Origin of the sequence: Krasilnikovia sp. M28-CT-15, assembly GCF_047159595.1 — a bacterium.
Classification (GTDB): domain Bacteria; phylum Actinomycetota; class Actinomycetes; order Mycobacteriales; family Micromonosporaceae; genus Actinoplanes.
Window position 1 is genome coordinate 5365532 of record NZ_BAAGAK010000001.1, and the last position, 14505, is coordinate 5380036.

At 72.4% G+C, this 14505-nt stretch carries 13 protein-coding genes; 8 read left to right on the forward strand and 5 right to left on the reverse strand.

Going from position 1 to position 14505, the window contains the following annotated elements; genetic code table 11:
• Positions 1 to 18 precede the first annotated feature (18 nt).
• The 3 genes from ACMCNO_RS24655 (at position 19) to ACMCNO_RS24665 (ending at position 4326) form a co-directional block, all read left to right on the forward strand.
• Positions 19 to 1644 (forward strand): methyl-accepting chemotaxis protein, encoded by a 1626-nt coding sequence (locus ACMCNO_RS24655; protein WP_412751813.1) that lies wholly within the window; start codon positions 19 to 21, stop codon positions 1642 to 1644.
• A gap of 150 nt (positions 1645 to 1794) precedes the next feature.
• Positions 1795 to 2700 carry a proteasome assembly chaperone family protein gene (locus ACMCNO_RS24660; protein WP_412751814.1) on the forward strand — a complete coding sequence of 302 codons (906 nt, stop codon included), beginning with the start codon at positions 1795 to 1797 and terminating at the stop codon, positions 2698 to 2700.
• Between the two features lie 87 nt (positions 2701 to 2787).
• Positions 2788 to 4326 carry a GAF domain-containing protein gene (locus ACMCNO_RS24665; RefSeq protein WP_412751815.1) on the forward strand — a complete coding sequence of 513 codons (1539 nt, stop codon included), beginning with the start codon at positions 2788 to 2790 and terminating at the stop codon, positions 4324 to 4326.
• A 6-nt stretch (positions 4327 to 4332) separates the two neighbouring features.
• Here ACMCNO_RS24665 and ACMCNO_RS24670 read toward each other — a convergent pair whose 3' ends face one another.
• Genes ACMCNO_RS24670 through ACMCNO_RS24680 form a run of 3 tightly spaced genes read right to left on the reverse strand, consistent with a single transcriptional unit; the run spans position 4333 to position 7171 of the window.
• Positions 4333 to 5100, reverse strand: coding sequence for an alpha/beta hydrolase (locus ACMCNO_RS24670; protein ID WP_412751816.1), 768 nt, complete (start codon positions 5098 to 5100; stop codon positions 4333 to 4335).
• Between the two features lie 54 nt (positions 5101 to 5154).
• Positions 5155 to 5775 (reverse strand): DUF402 domain-containing protein, encoded by a 621-nt coding sequence (locus ACMCNO_RS24675; RefSeq protein WP_412751817.1) that lies wholly within the window; start codon positions 5773 to 5775, stop codon positions 5155 to 5157.
• Between the two features lie 52 nt (positions 5776 to 5827).
• The gene (locus tag ACMCNO_RS24680; protein WP_412751818.1) at positions 5828 to 7171 is read right to left on the reverse strand and encodes a cation:proton antiporter; all 1344 of its coding nucleotides are present in this window, start codon (positions 7169 to 7171) and stop codon (positions 5828 to 5830) included.
• Positions 7172 to 7338: 167 nt separating this feature from the next.
• On the opposite strand from ACMCNO_RS24680, the gene ACMCNO_RS24685 reads away from it, so the two are divergent.
• The gene (locus ACMCNO_RS24685) at positions 7339 to 7944 is read left to right on the forward strand and encodes a hypothetical protein (protein WP_412753804.1); all 606 of its coding nucleotides are present in this window, start codon (positions 7339 to 7341) and stop codon (positions 7942 to 7944) included.
• 105 nt (positions 7945 to 8049) lie between these two features.
• Here ACMCNO_RS24685 and ACMCNO_RS24690 read toward each other — a convergent pair whose 3' ends face one another.
• Positions 8050 to 9132: an alkene reductase gene (locus tag ACMCNO_RS24690; protein ID WP_412751819.1), complete on the reverse strand. Its 1083-nt coding sequence runs from the start codon at positions 9130 to 9132 to the stop codon at positions 8050 to 8052.
• A 68-nt stretch (positions 9133 to 9200) separates the two neighbouring features.
• Positions 9201 to 9626: an RDD family protein gene (locus tag ACMCNO_RS24695; RefSeq protein ID WP_412751820.1), complete on the reverse strand. Its 426-nt coding sequence runs from the start codon at positions 9624 to 9626 to the stop codon at positions 9201 to 9203.
• A 455-nt stretch (positions 9627 to 10081) separates the two neighbouring features.
• On the opposite strand from ACMCNO_RS24695, the gene ACMCNO_RS24700 reads away from it, so the two are divergent.
• From ACMCNO_RS24700 to ACMCNO_RS24715, 4 genes are all read left to right on the forward strand, one after another.
• Entirely contained in the window at positions 10082 to 10432 is a 351-nt protein-coding gene (locus ACMCNO_RS24700; protein ID WP_412751821.1) for a nuclear transport factor 2 family protein, read from the forward strand.
• Between the two features lie 215 nt (positions 10433 to 10647).
• Positions 10648 to 11631 carry a hypothetical protein gene (locus tag ACMCNO_RS24705; protein ID WP_412751822.1) on the forward strand — a complete coding sequence of 328 codons (984 nt, stop codon included), beginning with the start codon at positions 10648 to 10650 and terminating at the stop codon, positions 11629 to 11631.
• 48 nt (positions 11632 to 11679) lie between these two features.
• Positions 11680 to 12375 (forward strand): tRNA (guanosine(46)-N7)-methyltransferase TrmB, encoded by a 696-nt coding sequence (gene trmB / locus ACMCNO_RS24710; protein WP_412751823.1) that lies wholly within the window; start codon positions 11680 to 11682, stop codon positions 12373 to 12375.
• A 52-nt stretch (positions 12376 to 12427) separates the two neighbouring features.
• Positions 12428 to 14485 carry an ATP-binding protein gene (locus ACMCNO_RS24715; RefSeq protein WP_412751824.1) on the forward strand — a complete coding sequence of 686 codons (2058 nt, stop codon included), beginning with the start codon at positions 12428 to 12430 and terminating at the stop codon, positions 14483 to 14485.
• Positions 14486 to 14505: the final 20 nt, after the last annotated feature.

The following is a 14505-nucleotide window of genomic DNA, read 5'->3' on the forward strand; positions in this document are numbered from 1 at the left end:
CGATCGCGAGGTCACCACTTGATTCCCCCACGCTTGAAGGCCGTCGACGTGCACGGCGGGGCGGCCCGGTGGATCCGCAACCTGCCCATGTACACCAAGATCCTGTTGATCGTCACGGTGCTGTCGCTCGTCGGGGCAGGCGTCGGCACCTTCGCCATCCTGCAGATGGCGGGCCTGAGCCGGACCGCCGACGGGCTCTACACCGGCAGCGTCGTGCCCACCCAGCAGCTCGAGCAGATCGCGGTGGACATCAGCGCCACCCGTACCGCGGTGTTCAACCACGGACTCACCTCCTCGCCCTCGGCCAAGACCCGGTACGAGCAGGAGACCAAGAAGCTCGACGCGTCGTTCGACCGGGACGTGGCCGCGTACCGCAAGGTCACGGTGAATCCCCGTCATCTGGACCGGCTGGTGACCGCCTGGCAGGAGTACCGCACCGTACGGGACAAGCAGTTCGTCCCCGCCAGTCGGCGCCTCGCCGCCCCCGACGTGGAGCAGATCGGCGACAACATCCTCGCCCCGGCCGCGGCCACGGCGAGCGCCTACCTGACCGACCTCATCGCCGGGGAGAGCGAGCAGGCCAGCGCGGACGCCGCGGCCGCGCGCTCGCGGTACGCCACCGCACGCACGGTGACGATCTCGGTGCTGGTGGTCGGGCTGACCATGGCGGCGATCTTCGGCGTGCTCGTGGCGCGTGGCCTCGCCGCCCGGGTCCGCCGGCTGTCGCAGGTGATCCGGGCCGTCGCGGACGGCGACCTGACCAGGACCGCCGATGTGGACAGCCGCGACGAGGTGGGCCTCATGGGCGCCGAGCTGGACCGTGCCACCCAGACGCTGCGCGCGACGATCGCCCAGATCGGCGGCAGCAGTCAGAGCCTGGCCGGTACGGCCCAGCAGATGGCCACGGTCAGCGCGCAGATGGCGGCCAACGCGGGGCAGACCAGTTCCCGTGCCGAGCAGGTGTCGGCCGCGGCCGTCGAGGTGTCGACCAACGTGGACACGGTCGCCGTGGCCGCGGAGGAGATGACCGCGTCGATCCGCGAGATCGCGGGCAGCGCCACCGATGCGGCCGGGATCGCCCGGGACGCGGTGCAGGTGGCGAAGGCCGCGAACACCACGATGGCCAAGCTGGGCGTGTCCTCCGCCGAGGTGGGCGACATCGTCAAGGTGATCACCTCGATCGCGGAACAGACGAACCTGCTGGCGCTGAACGCGACGATCGAGGCGGCCCGGGCCGGTGAGATGGGCAAGGGCTTCGCCGTGGTGGCCTCCGAGGTCAAGGACCTGGCGCAGGAGACCGCGAAGGCCACGGAGGAGATCTCCAGCCGGATCCAGGCAATCCAGACCGACACCGGTGCCGCGGTCAGCGCGATCGGGGAGATCGCGGACGTGATCGAGCGGATCAACATGTACTCGGACACGATCGCGTCCGCGGTGGAGGAGCAGACCGCCACCACGAGCGAGATCGGGCGCAACGTGGCGGGTGCGGCGGCCGGGGCCGCGGCCATCACCGAGACGATGACCGGGGTGGCCGGCGACGCCCAGAGCACCACGGACGGGGCGGGCGAGGCCAACCGTACGGCCGAGGAGCTGTCCCGCCTCGCCGGTGACCTGCACCGCCTGGTGGAACAGTTCCGGGTGTGACCGACGCCGCGGGCGCCCGCCCACCCGGGGCGGGCGCCCGTGCGGCAGGATCGGCACGCGAGCTGCCGCGACCGGCGGCAGGAATGAACGCGCGGGCGACGGTGTTGCTGCCCAATATCCGTCACGGCGCGTCATGAGGAGGTCAGCAGCGTGCTCGACCCACAGGGTCTCTACGAGTTGGCAGACGACCTGCCCGGCCTGGACGGTCCGGTGCTGGTCCAGGCGCTCACCGGGTTCGTCGATGCCGGCAGCGCGATCCAGCTGACCCGCGAACACCTGCTGGAGCACCTCGACGGCCAGGTGGTCGCCACCTTCGACCTGGATCAGCTGCTCGACTACCGTTCGCGACGCCCCACGATGGTCTTCGTCGAGGACCACTGGGAGAGCTACGAGCAGCCCAGCCTGGCCCTGCACCTGCTCCACGACCGGCTCGGCACCCCGTTCCTGCTGCTGGCCGGCCCGGAGCCGGACCTGCAATGGGAACGTTTCATCACCGCCGTGACCGAGCTCGTGGAACGCCTCGGGGTCCGGGTCACGGTCGGTCTCAACGCGATCCCGATGGCCGTGCCGCACACCCGGCCGGTCGGGGTGACCGCGCATGCCACGGATCAGCGCCTGATCGGCGACCACGAGTCGTGGCTGCAACGGGTGCAGGTGCCGGCCAGCGTCGGCAACCTGCTGGAGTTCCGCCTCGGCGAATCCGGGCACGATGCCATGGGCTACGCCGCGCACGTCCCGCACTACCTCGCGCAGACCAGCTATCCCGCGGCGGCGGAGCTGCTGCTGGACTCGGTGTCGGCCAGCACGGGGCTGGCGCTGCCGACCGGGCAGCTGCGCGAGGCGGCCGCGCTGGTCCGCGAGGAGATCGACAAGCAGGTCGGCGAGGACGAGCAGGCCAGCCGCCTGGTCGCCGCGTTGGAACAGCAGTACGACGCGTTCGTGCGGGGCCGCTCCGGCAACCTGCTGGCCGGCTCGGGCGAGCCGCTGCCGACCGCGGAGGAGCTGGGCGCGGAACTGGAACGGTTCCTCGCCGAACAGTCCCGCGACGGCGAATAGCATCGAACTGGACCAAAGCCGCACCAACGGGGCGGGTGCTGCCGGATGATGGGGATCATCGCCGGACACCCACCCACAGGAGCGGCCGTGAGCGTCTTTCGGTCCGCAATGGCCGCGCCGGGCCAGCCCATGCGCATCCCCCGCGACGTCGAAAACCTCGAAAAGCTCATCCTCGATCTCGACCAGGCGACCGACGAGGCGTCGACCTGGCGGATCACGGTCGACAGCACGGTCGAGGCCCAGGACTTCGGGTACGGCGCCGTCTGGCTCTCCGACGGCCGCGGCACGGTCACCCTGGAGTACGAGCAGGGCGCCATCGCGGCCGACCTGCAGGCCGCGGTCGCCGCCCACGCCATGCCGGCGGATGCCGGACTGGTCGGGCGGGCGTACCGGACGCGGCAGCCGCACTACGTCGACAACCTCGAGGGGTACGTCGACTGCCTGCGCTGCCAGGCCGCCGCCCGGGTCGGCATGCGGTCCGCGGTGGTCACCCCGGTGCTGCGCAACAACGAGGTCGTCGCGGTGTTCGAGTACTACTCCCCCGAACTGCTCAACGTCGACGCCGCCCGCACGGACAAGTGGTCCGCCATCGCCCGCATCGCCGAGCAGGCCCGCCAGTCCGCGCTGGCCAACGCCGAGCTGCGTCAGGCCGCCAGCGACCGGTACGCGGTGACCAACGTGGTCAGCGCGCTCGGCGACGTCCACGACTCGGCCACGGCGCTGCGCACCGCGCTCGACAGCGTGCGTTCCGCCTTCGGCTGGGCGTACGGCTCGTACTGGGAGATCGACGACGACGACGCGGTGCTGCGGTTCCGGTTCGAGTCCGGCTCGGCCGGGGAGGAGTTCCGCAAGGTCACCCTCGCCGCCACGTTCGCCGAGGGGGTCGGCCTGTCCGGGCGGGCCTGGCGTACCGATGACCTGGTGTTCGTCCGCGACCTGGCCGACCTGACGGACTGTGTGCGGGCGCCCGCGGCGCAGCGCGCCGGGGTCCGTTCCGGGGTCTGCCTGCCGATCCACCGGCACGGCCGGATCATCGGCACGATGGACTTCTTCACCACCGAGCTGATCGACCTCACGGAGTCCCGGGCGTCCGCCCTGCGCAACGTGGAACAGCTGGTCTCCCAGCGGCTGGACATCGTCCGCGGCACCGAGCAGGCCACCGACAACGCCGGCGCGCTGCTCGACACGGTGTCCCGGCTGCGCGCCGCCAGCGACGACGCCACCCGGGTGGCGGAGGAGGCCGTGGGCCGCGCGTCCGCGATGACCCAGGAGGTCGAGGCGCTGGGCCGGGCGTCCGCGGCGATCGGCGACGTCATCAAGATCATTTCATCGATCGCGGACCAGACGAACCTGCTGGCCCTCAACGCCACCATCGAGGCGGCCCGGGCCGGCGAGGTGGGTCGTGGCTTCGCGGTGGTCGCGGGCGAGGTCAAGGACCTCGCCCGGGAGACCGCGGAGGCCACCCAGCGGGTCGCCGAACAGGTCACCGGCATCCAGCAGAGCGCCAAGACCGTCTCCGCGGGCATCCTGACCACGAGCGAGACGATCGGTCAGATGGACGCCGTCCAGGCCCGGATCAACGAGGTGCTGGAAGAACAGGCCCTGATGGCGAGCCGGTTGCAGTAGCGGGGCTCAGACCCCGACCGGCAGCCAGTCCAGCACGGCCTGAATCTGCGCATCCCAGTACGACCACTCGTGCGCGCCCGGCCCGAACTCCACCTCCAGCGGCACGCCGCGCTCACCGCAGGCGGCCACGAACCGGTGGTTCTGCTCCACCAGGTGGTCCTCGGTGCCGCAGCGCACCATCAACCGGGGCACGCGGGCCGGGTCCACAGTGGTGAGCACGTGCAGGAGGTCGTCGTCCGTGCCGGCGACCGGGCGGTCACCGAAGACCCGGGCCGCCACCTCGTTCGTGTACGGCTGCCGGTAGATGGACGCGACGTCGAGCGCGCCGGAGAGACTGGCCGCCGCGGCGAACCGGTCCGGCTGGCGCAACGCCCACTTGAACGCCCCGTACCCGCCCATCGACAGACCGGCGACGAACGTGTCCGCACGCTGGGTGGAGACCCGGAAGAACCCCGACACCACGGCGGGCAGTTCCTGCGACAGGAACGTCCAGAACCGGCCGCCGTGCGCCTCGTCGGTGTAGAAGCTGCGGTGCACCTGCGGCATGACGACCGCGAGACCGCGGGCCGCCGCGTACCGCTCGATCGAGGTGTACCGGGTCCAGGCGGTGTCGTCGTCGCTGAGACCGTGCAGCAGATACAGCACGGGCGGCGGCGCGTCGCCGCCGTGGCCCGCGAGGCCGATCTGCGCGCTCGGGGACTGCGGCAACAGGACGGTCATCGAGGTGCCGAGCTCCAGCACGTCGGAGAAGAAGTCACAACGGATCACGGCCATCGTGCCAGTCTGTGCCATGTCCGGGTGCCCGCGCGGGCGGGGGTCGGTTCTTCGTCACGCCGGCCGGTCGGGGTACGCGGCGGGCAGGCGCAGCGCCGTCCAGGCCGGGTCCGGGCGGAAACCGGTGTGGGTGCCGTCGAACGGGAAGTCGCCCGCCTCGATCAGCTTGACGACCCGCTCACCCTCGGCACGGATGGCCTCGGCCTGGTCGGCGTCGAAGTACAGCGGGTTCCCGGTCCGCTGGCCGAACTCCTCGACGTCCTTCCATTCCCACCGTCGCTGCGGGTCCACGACGATGTCGAGGACGAGGTCGGTGGTGTCCACCCCGTCGGGCAGCCGGACGTACGGGTCCTCCAGGTTGACGTACCAGGAGTCGAACTCGCCGTCGGAGAAGAACCACCAGACCGAGTGGGACGCCCCCGGCGGCATCAGCACCAGGATGTCGTAGTCCTGCCACGTGCCGAGGACGAGCTTCGGATTGCGCATCCGGTCGACCGGAAGCTCGTGCTGGGTGTTGCCGTCCGCGTCCTTCAGCCGGGCGAAGTCACTGCCGGCGGGGTGCCAGAGCAGCAGGCCGGCCTCGTCGTCGCTGATCACCCGCATCGGCTGGGCCCACGTGTACCGCCCGGCGCGCCGGTATCGGCGAACGATGACGTCTCCGGGCTCGAAAGGCATCGGCGCAGCGTAGCCGATCTTGACAAGCACCGTCAGTTGCCGATCGGTTGCTTCAGCGCCCCGGATCCGGTGCTGGCGCCACCGCGCCGCGCCAGGCGTCGGCCACGGCGCGGCGCAGCTGTTCCTCCGCGCCTTCCTGCACCCGGGCCATCGACCACCGCAGCAGGGGCCCGGCCATCACGGAGGTGACGAGCGCGACCAGGATCACGACGGTGTAGCCGGCGGTGTCGAGCACGCCGAGTCGCAGGCCGGTCATGGCCACGACCACCTCGACCGCCCCACGGGAGTTCATCGCCGCCCCGAGCGCGATCCCCTCCCAGTGCGCCAGCCGGCTCAGCCGCGCACCCAGGTAGGCGCCGACGAACTTGCCGACGATCGCCACCGCGATGACCGCGACGGCCAGCACCGTCACCTCGGGCCGGGCCAACGCGGTCAGGTCCATCCGAAATCCGGCCATGACCAGGAACAACGGTGCCAGGACCGCGTGCACGACCACCCGCAGCGGGGCCAGGCGTTGCGGATCCGCGGTGCCGGAGCGCATCACGAGCAGCCCGGCCACGAAGGCACCCAGGACCGGCTCCAGGCCCAGCACGTGCGATGCGGCCCCGGCCAGCAACACGATCACCACGGCGGTCGCCACGGACGGACCCGGCCCCGGCGACCGGGCCGCCAACCCCATGAGGAACCGTACGGTCGGCGTGCCCGCCACCGCCGCGACGGCGACGAATCCTGCGACGTACAACAGGGACAGGCCGACCAGGCCAGGGCTGACGCCGATGGTGGCCATGGCCGCGACCACCGAGAGCAGGAACCAGCCGACGGTGTCGTCCACCGCCGCGGCGATCAGCGCGAGCTGCCCGACGTCGCGGTGCTGCAGGTCCAGGTCGGTCAGTGTCTTGGCGATGACGGGGATCGCGCTGACGCACATGGCCACGCCGAGGAACAGCGCGAACACGGTCCGGTCCGTGCCACCGAGGTACGCGGCCGGCAGCAGATAGCCGGTGCCCACACCCAACGCGAGCGGGATCAGCAGCCCGGCCGCGCTCACCCGCGCGGCGGTGGCGCCGCGCCGCCGGATCAGCTGCCGGTCCAGTTCCATACCGGTCAGCCCGACGAGCAGCAACACGCCCAGCTGCGCCACGGCGTCGAGCAGGTGCACCTGCTCCGGCTGTCGCGGCAGCAGCCAGCCGGAGACCGCGGGAGCCAGGTGACCGAGCACCGACGGTCCGATGAGGACGCCGGCCAGCAGTTCGCCGACCACCCGGGGCAGGCGGAGCCGGACCGCGGTCGCGCCGAGCAGCAGCGCCAGCGCCAGCATCAGCGAGACCTGCAACAGGAACAGCAGCAGCTCGCCGGAGGGCATCGGCGGCACCGGGCCGGTCTGCGAAATCACCACGGCGGCACCCCGCTCCGGCGGTTGGGAATGTCGTACCCGTCGATTAGAATGTATGTACTAAAACAGCTCCTGACCTGCGGGGAGATCACGTGACAACGCCCGTTGTGCCGCCATCCGCGGCGTCCCGTCCGCACCCGTCCGCCCTCACCCTTCCGCCCTACACGACCATGCTCGGCTTCACCCGCTACGTGGCGCGGATCGGCCCCGCCAAGGCCCAGTTCGTCGGCGGTCTGCGCCGCCAGCGCGAACGCCGGTCGGGATTCAACCCCCACGGCCAGCTGGTCAAGGCACTCAAGGCCGATGTCGCGTTCCGCACCGGAGGCAGCCACCTGGCCGGGGTGACCGACCTGGTCAAACCGCGCTGGCGCCCGCTCTACGAGGCGGTCAGCGCGGGTGCCGCGACGTACCTGCAGTCGCTCGGCGACCCCGACGACGTCAGCCTGGCTCAGACCCGCGACGCCCTCGCCTCGGTCGGCCCGCTCGCCGTCAAGATCAATCCACATTTCGGTCTGCGGTTCGCCGACGGCCGCCGCGAGGCGGTGCGCCTGCACTTCGACGAGGACCCACCCTCCGCCGAGGCGGTCACGGCGACGCTGCACCTGATGGCGCGGCACATGGACCAGATCCTGCCGGAGGCCGAACCGGTGCTGGTGGACCTGCGTCGCGGCGCCGTCCACCGCATCGATGCGGCGGCCCGCACCGCCGACGTCGAGCGCTGGCTCGCCGGGGAGGCCGCCGCGTTCTCCGCCATGTGGACGGCCGTCGCGGCCTGACCCCCGCCGGGACACCGGATTCCGCGGCGCCTGCCCGTTGCCCGGCGAGGGGCAACGGGCAGGCAGCCCGCAGGCGTGGCTCGGCACCGGCCGGGGCACGACCGGTCAGGCCAGCACGGGGTAGTCCGTGTAGCCCTTCGCGCCGCCGACGTAGAAGGTGGTCGCGTCCAGCTCGTTGAGATCGGCGCCGCGCGTCCACCGCTGCACCAGATCGGGGTTGGCGATGAACGGACGGCCCACGGTCACGGCATCGGCGACACCATCGGCGACGATGCGCTCGACCGCGTCCCGGTCCGAATCCGCACCGAAGCCGGTGTTGAGGACGAACGTCGCGGGCCACGCCGCGCGCAGCTTGCCGACGATCGGGTCGCCGGGCGCGGCGAGCACATGCAGGTAGGCCAGCTTGAGCCGCGCGAGCTCGGCGACGAGCACCTCGTACACCGACAGGTCGTCCTCGGTGATGTCGTTGAACCCGTGCTGCGGCGAGATGCGGATCCCGACCCGGTCGGCGCCGATCGCGGCGCTGACCGCGGCCGCCACCTCGACGACGAAGCGCGCCCGGTTCTGCGGCGAGCCGCCGTACTCGTCCGTGCGCTGGTTGACGCCGTCGGCCAGGAACTGGTGCAGCAGATAGCCGTTCGCGGCGTGCAGTTCCACGCCGTCGAGACCGGCGGCCACCGCCCGGCGGGCCGCGTCGGCGAACTCGGCGGCGATCCCCGGCAATTCGTCGGCCTCCAGCGCCCGCGGCTCGGAGTACGGCTGCAGGCCGGTGGGCGTGAACACCTCGCCCGCGGCCCGCACGGCCGAGGGCGCCACCGGGGTCTGCCCGCCGATCGTGCTGGTGTGCGAGATGCGACCGGCGTGCATCAGCTGCACGACGATGCGGCCACCGCCCGCGTGTACGGCGTCGGCGATGCGCTGCCAGCCCTGCTGGTGCGCGTCGGTGTGCAGACCCGGCGTGTTCGGGTAGCCCTGGCCGACGGCGGACGGCTGGCTGCCCTCGGCGATGATCACGCCGGCGCCGGCACGCTGGCCGTAGTACTCGGCCTGCAGCGCGCTGGGCGTGCCGTCCACCTCGGCCCGGTTACGGGTCAGTGGTGCCATCCAGATGCGGTTGGGCACCTGCAGCGCGCCGACCGTCACCGGCTGCAGCAGGGGGCTGTCGGATCTGAGTGGAGTATTCGTCATGCCGGTACGAGCATCTTGACCGCTGCGAAACTTCCGCACCGTGCTCGGGATCACGCCGTCGGCAGACATCAGGCGGCCTCCACCACGACGGTACGCACCAGCTTGTCGCTGAACGTCTGCCGCTTGCCGTCCCACAACGGGGCCAGCCAGCCCAGCCCGAGCGCCAGCGTGTCGGCGACGTGGCCGAGGTCGCGCAGCAACGCCCGAGCGCCACCCACCGGCCCGCCGTTCTGTTCGCCGATCAGGCTGATCCGCATCAACTGCCGCCCCCAGCTGCGCCCGGTACGCCCGGCCCGGATCCACCGGTTGTAGGCGAACACCACCACGGCCAGCGCGATGCCGATCAGGTCGGCGGCGCGCCCGAACGCACTCGGCTCACCGTCCGGGCCGACCGTCGACTCGTAGACCAGGCCGCCGGCGAACGACGGCAGGAACGCGAGGACGGCGTCCACAAGATAGCCGCCGGCTCGGCGGAACCAACTGGCGTAGGTCATGACCACTCCCTGTTCGTGAGGTCCCGCCCGGGAGGACAGACGGCGGCCGGACCGGCCGCGGGGCCGATAAGCCGCGTCAGCCGACACAGCCGGTCATCCCGCCGGGACCTGGCGTGAGTGGACAGCGTACGAACGCGCGGCGGTGCGCGCGGCCCGCGCGACGTACCTCGTCAGGTCCACGGGTGCACTGTCGCGGATCGACCCCGGCGATACCCCGGGCCGCCGAACGGGAGCGCGGATGGGGCGCTGCGCGGGTACCGGGGCACCTCGTGCACCGACCCACCGTGATGTCCGCCTGAACCTGACGAGGTGGGCGCCGCTTCGGTCGTGGAGAGCCCCGGGCCACGCTCGGCGCCCTACGGTGGGGGACCACTCGGGCCGCCGGTCGGCCCGACCAATGGCCGCCCGTTCGGCGGGTGAGGCCGCGGCCTGGATGAAGACTTGGAGAGCCAGCCATGGGCGACGGCAACGTTGGTCAGGAATTTCTTGCGACGCAGGTGCAGCTGCTGGAGGCGGGCGACACCGCCGGCCTGGCGCAGCGCTACGCCGAGGACGCGGAGTTCGTCCGCCTCGACAAGGTGGTCCGCGGGCGTACGGAGATCAAGGAGCTGTTCGACGCGTACCTGGAGCAGCAGCCGAACATCGAGCAGGTCGAGGCGGCGCAGATCACCGACGACACGGTGCTCTACCAGGCCCGTGAGCGGCTCGGCGGGCGCGAGGTGTGGGCCGTCGGCACGCTGATCTTCGTCGACGGTCAGGTGTGGCGCCAGAGCGTGGCGTTCATCGACCGCGACCAGACGGTCTGACCGGCTCGCGCACAGCCGGACGCCGTCGGGCCGGTGGTCCCCGGCGGCTCCGGGACCTGGCCCGGTCGTCCACTCGCGGGTGGCGACAGGGCCGGGTCGGTGTGATTTTCTCGGTTTCGGATCGGGAATCGCTCAGGTGCAGCTCGGTTGCGACGATGCTCTCGGTGGCAGGGGAAAGTGCCAGGGGGAAACGAGACGTCGGGGGGCGTTACGTCATGGGAGCAGTGGGACGTACGGGCGGCATGGTGCTGGCGGTGCTGGGCGCCGCGGCGGGGGCGGTGTGCCAGGCGGCACCTGCCGCCGCGGCGGCGGCGGCACCGACGATGCCCAGCCTGGTGGCCTACGTGCGCAGCGGCAACGTGTACGTGAGCAAGGGCGCCACCGAGAAGCGCCTGACCACCGGTGGCGGCTATGCCAGGCCACGCTGGTCACGGGACGGCCGGCAGCTCGCCGTACTCAAGGGTGGCCAGCTGTGGGTCATGAAGGCCGACGGCAGCGCCAAGCGCCGGTTGAGCACCCGCCCCGCCGCGGGGGCGTCCTGGTCGGCGGACGGCCGGTGGATCGCGTTCGCGTCGCCGTCGTGCACGGGCGGGCCCGGGGTGTACCAGATCTCGGCGACCGCGCCGGGTGCCGCCCCGCAGGTGCTGTTCCCGGCCGAGTGCCGCGGCGAGGCACTGCCCGCCGCGACGGCGCCCGCCGGGCCCGCGACCGGCACCCTGACCGAGCGGCTGCGCTACGACGACGCGGTGGCCTGGTCGCCGGACGGCGCCCGGATCGCGTTCCGCGGCGGCCTCTGCGAGTCGATCTACGACGACTGCCTCACGATCGGCACGGTGTCCACCGGCGCCGAGCGGACCGTGGCGGCGTACGGCGGCGGCAGCCTGGAGACCTCCGGTTTCGCAGTCCTGCCGAGCTGGCGCCCGGACGGCGCGCGGCTGGCCTGGACCGCCTACCAGCAGGGTGAGACCACGGCCGACGATCAGCCCGTGCACGTCGTCGAGTACGACCCGGCGACCGGTGTGAAGCGCACCGTGGGCGCGGCGGACGATCGCGAGCCGGCGTACGTGGACGCGAACCAGGCCGTCGTGACCGGCCAGTACCGGGGCGGCTCGTGGGTCCTGAAGGTGGACCTGGGCACGGGCACGCGCACCCCCTTCCACGCCGGGTCGCAGCCCAGCGTGCAGCCGACCGCCCGGTGAGCGGTGCCGGGCCGGCCACCCGGCTCCGGCGGCTATCGTGGTCGCCTGATGTCTGACACCGTGACCGCCCGCCCCATCCGCACCTTCCACCCACGCCGGGGGCGGGTGAGTACCCGGCATGCCGACGCCCTGGCCGAGCTGTGGCCCACCCACGGGCTCACGGTCGCCGACGGCGACCGCACCCCGCTGGACCTGAGCGAGCTGTTCGGCCGGGTCGCCCCCCGGGTACTGGAGATCGGGTTCGGGATGGGCGAGTCCACCGCGGCGATGGCGGCCGCCGACCCGGGCCGCGACTATCTCGCGGTCGAGGTGCACACCCCGGGCATCGGCAATCTGCTCGCCCTGGTCGGCGAGCAGGACCTGCGCAACGTACGGGTGGCCTGCGGCGACGCGATGGAGCTGGTGCACCGGCTGGCGCCCGGGAGCCTCGACGCGGTGCACGCCTTCTTCCCGGACCCGTGGCCCAAGGCACGCCACCACAAGCGCCGGCTGATCCGGCCGGACAACGTGGCACTGCTGCGCGAGCGGCTGCGCCCGGGCGGGATCCTGCACTGCGCCACGGACTGGCCGGAGTACGCCGAGGCGATGGCCGCCACCCTGGCCGCGGATCCCGGCCTGCGCAACACGTACGACGGGGTGGCGCCGCGACCGCGGCACCGCCCGGTGACGAAGTTCGAGCGTCGTGGGGAGCTGGCCGGACGGCCGATCGCCGACCTGGTCTTCCGGGCGGCCACCCGCACCTGAATAGCCGGTTCTGCCGTTTTGGTCTTGTTAGGCTTCAACGGGAGGTCGGGCCATGGGTCGGACGGACGCCGGCGACGGCGCCGGGCGGGCGCGCGATGCGCCACCGCCCCGCGCGTCCGGCCTGGCAGACCTGCCCCGCGAGCTGTTCGCGGGTGGCTCCGCGGACCAGCTCGCCGCCCTGCTGGCACAGGCGACCCAAGCCCCCACGGCCGCGATCGGGCTGGCCATCGACGGTGCTCTGCAGGTCTGCGGAAGCCACGGCCCGGACGCCGGACGCGTGCCGGACGAGCTCGCCACCCGCGTGCTCACCACCGGCCAGGCCGTGGTCGTCCCGGACGGCCCCCCGGCGCCCGGGGCCTACCTCGGCCAGCCCGTGCACGACCAGCAGGGCGCCGTCGTCGGGGTGTGCGGCGCCTACGACCCGGGCCCGCGAGCCTGGACCGCCGAACAGATCGCGGGCTGCGCCGCGGCCGCCCGGGTCGCCACCCAGCTGGTCACCGAGCAGGTCGCCCGGCACCTCATCGACCGGCAACGGCGCTTCCTCGACGCGGTGCTGGACAGCCTGCACGACGGCGTCGTCGCCTGCGACGCGGACGGCCGGTTCGTACTGATCAACCAGCAGATGTTCCGGCTGTGGGGCGGCGCGCCCGTACCCAGCGACCTGGACGACCCGGCCGCGTTCGTGGGGCTGCTCGACGAACTCGGCCAGCCGGTGACCCACGACGACGTCGTCCTGCTACGGGCACTGCGCGGCGAAACCCTGCGCAACGAGCGGATGGTCGTGCAGGGCCGCAGCCGGCGGATGCGGCACTATCTCGTCGACGCCCAGCCCATCATCGGTCCCGACGGCGAGACCCAGGGCGCGGTCGCGGCCCTGCAGGACGTCACCCGGCAACGGCGCGCCGAACGGTTCCGCTCCTGCGAACTGGCCGTGGCGAACGCGCTGGCCGAGGAGAACACCGTCGAGGCGGCGGGGCGGCGGGTCCTCGAAGCGGTCGTCTCCACCCTGGGCTGGGTGCACGCCGAGCTGTGGCTGGTCGACGTGCCCGCCGGCATGGCCCGCACGGTCGCGCACTGGACCGCCCCGTACTGGCAGGGCGGGGACATCGAGGTGCCCCCCGAGCTGGCCTTCGGCGAGGGCCTGTCCGGGCGCGCCTGGCAGGTCGCGAAGCCGCTGTGGTTGCGCGACATCGGCCAGCCGCAGAGCCTGATCCCGCTGCGCACCGGGGGCTGGTCCCAGCTGCACGCGGCGCTGGCGGTGCCGGTGCAGGACGGCCGCGACACCCTCGGAGTGCTGACCGTCTTCGCCGACACCGTGGAGGACCCCGAGGACGAACTGGTCGCGCTGCTGGCGGGGATCGCCGCGCACATCGGCCAGTTCCTCGCCCGGCGCCTCGTCGAGGACCTGCAGCGGCAGCTCAACCGCAGCAAGGACGAATACCTGGCGCTGATCAGCCACGAGCTGCGCACCCCGCTGACGTCGATCAGCACGTACACCGAACTGCTGCGCGGGGCCGACGCGCAAGCACTGGCCGCGGACGCCCCGGCGATGCTGGAAGTGATCGAACGCAACACCGCCCAGCTCCGGCGCATCATCGACGAACTGCTCGAACTGTCCGCGTTGGACACCGGGCACATCGCGATGAGCACCGGCCCGGTCGACATGGCGGCGGTCGTGGCCGCGGCGGTGCTGGCGGCCGGAGAACAGACCGAGGGCACCGCCGTCACGGTCACCTCCGACCTGCCCGAGGCGCTGGTACTGCCCGGCGACCAGGCGCGGCTCCGCCAGGTCGTGGACAACCTGCTCGGCAACGCGGTGAAATACAGCCCGGACGGCGGGCAGGTGTCGGTGCGGCTGCGCATCAACGGCGGGGTCGCGGAGCTGACCGTGTCGGACACCGGGATCGGGGTGACCGAGGACGAACGCGAGCGCCTGTTCGACCGGATGTACCGCAGCAACCGGGCCCGAAACCGCGCCATCCCCGGCACCGGGCTCGGGCTGTCGGTCACCCGGGCGATCGTGCAACGCCACCACGGCACCATCGAACTCACCGACCACGAAGGCCCCGGCACGACCGTGATGGTCCGGCTGCCCATGGAAGCCCGCTGACGCCGGTGTCCCTCTTCCGG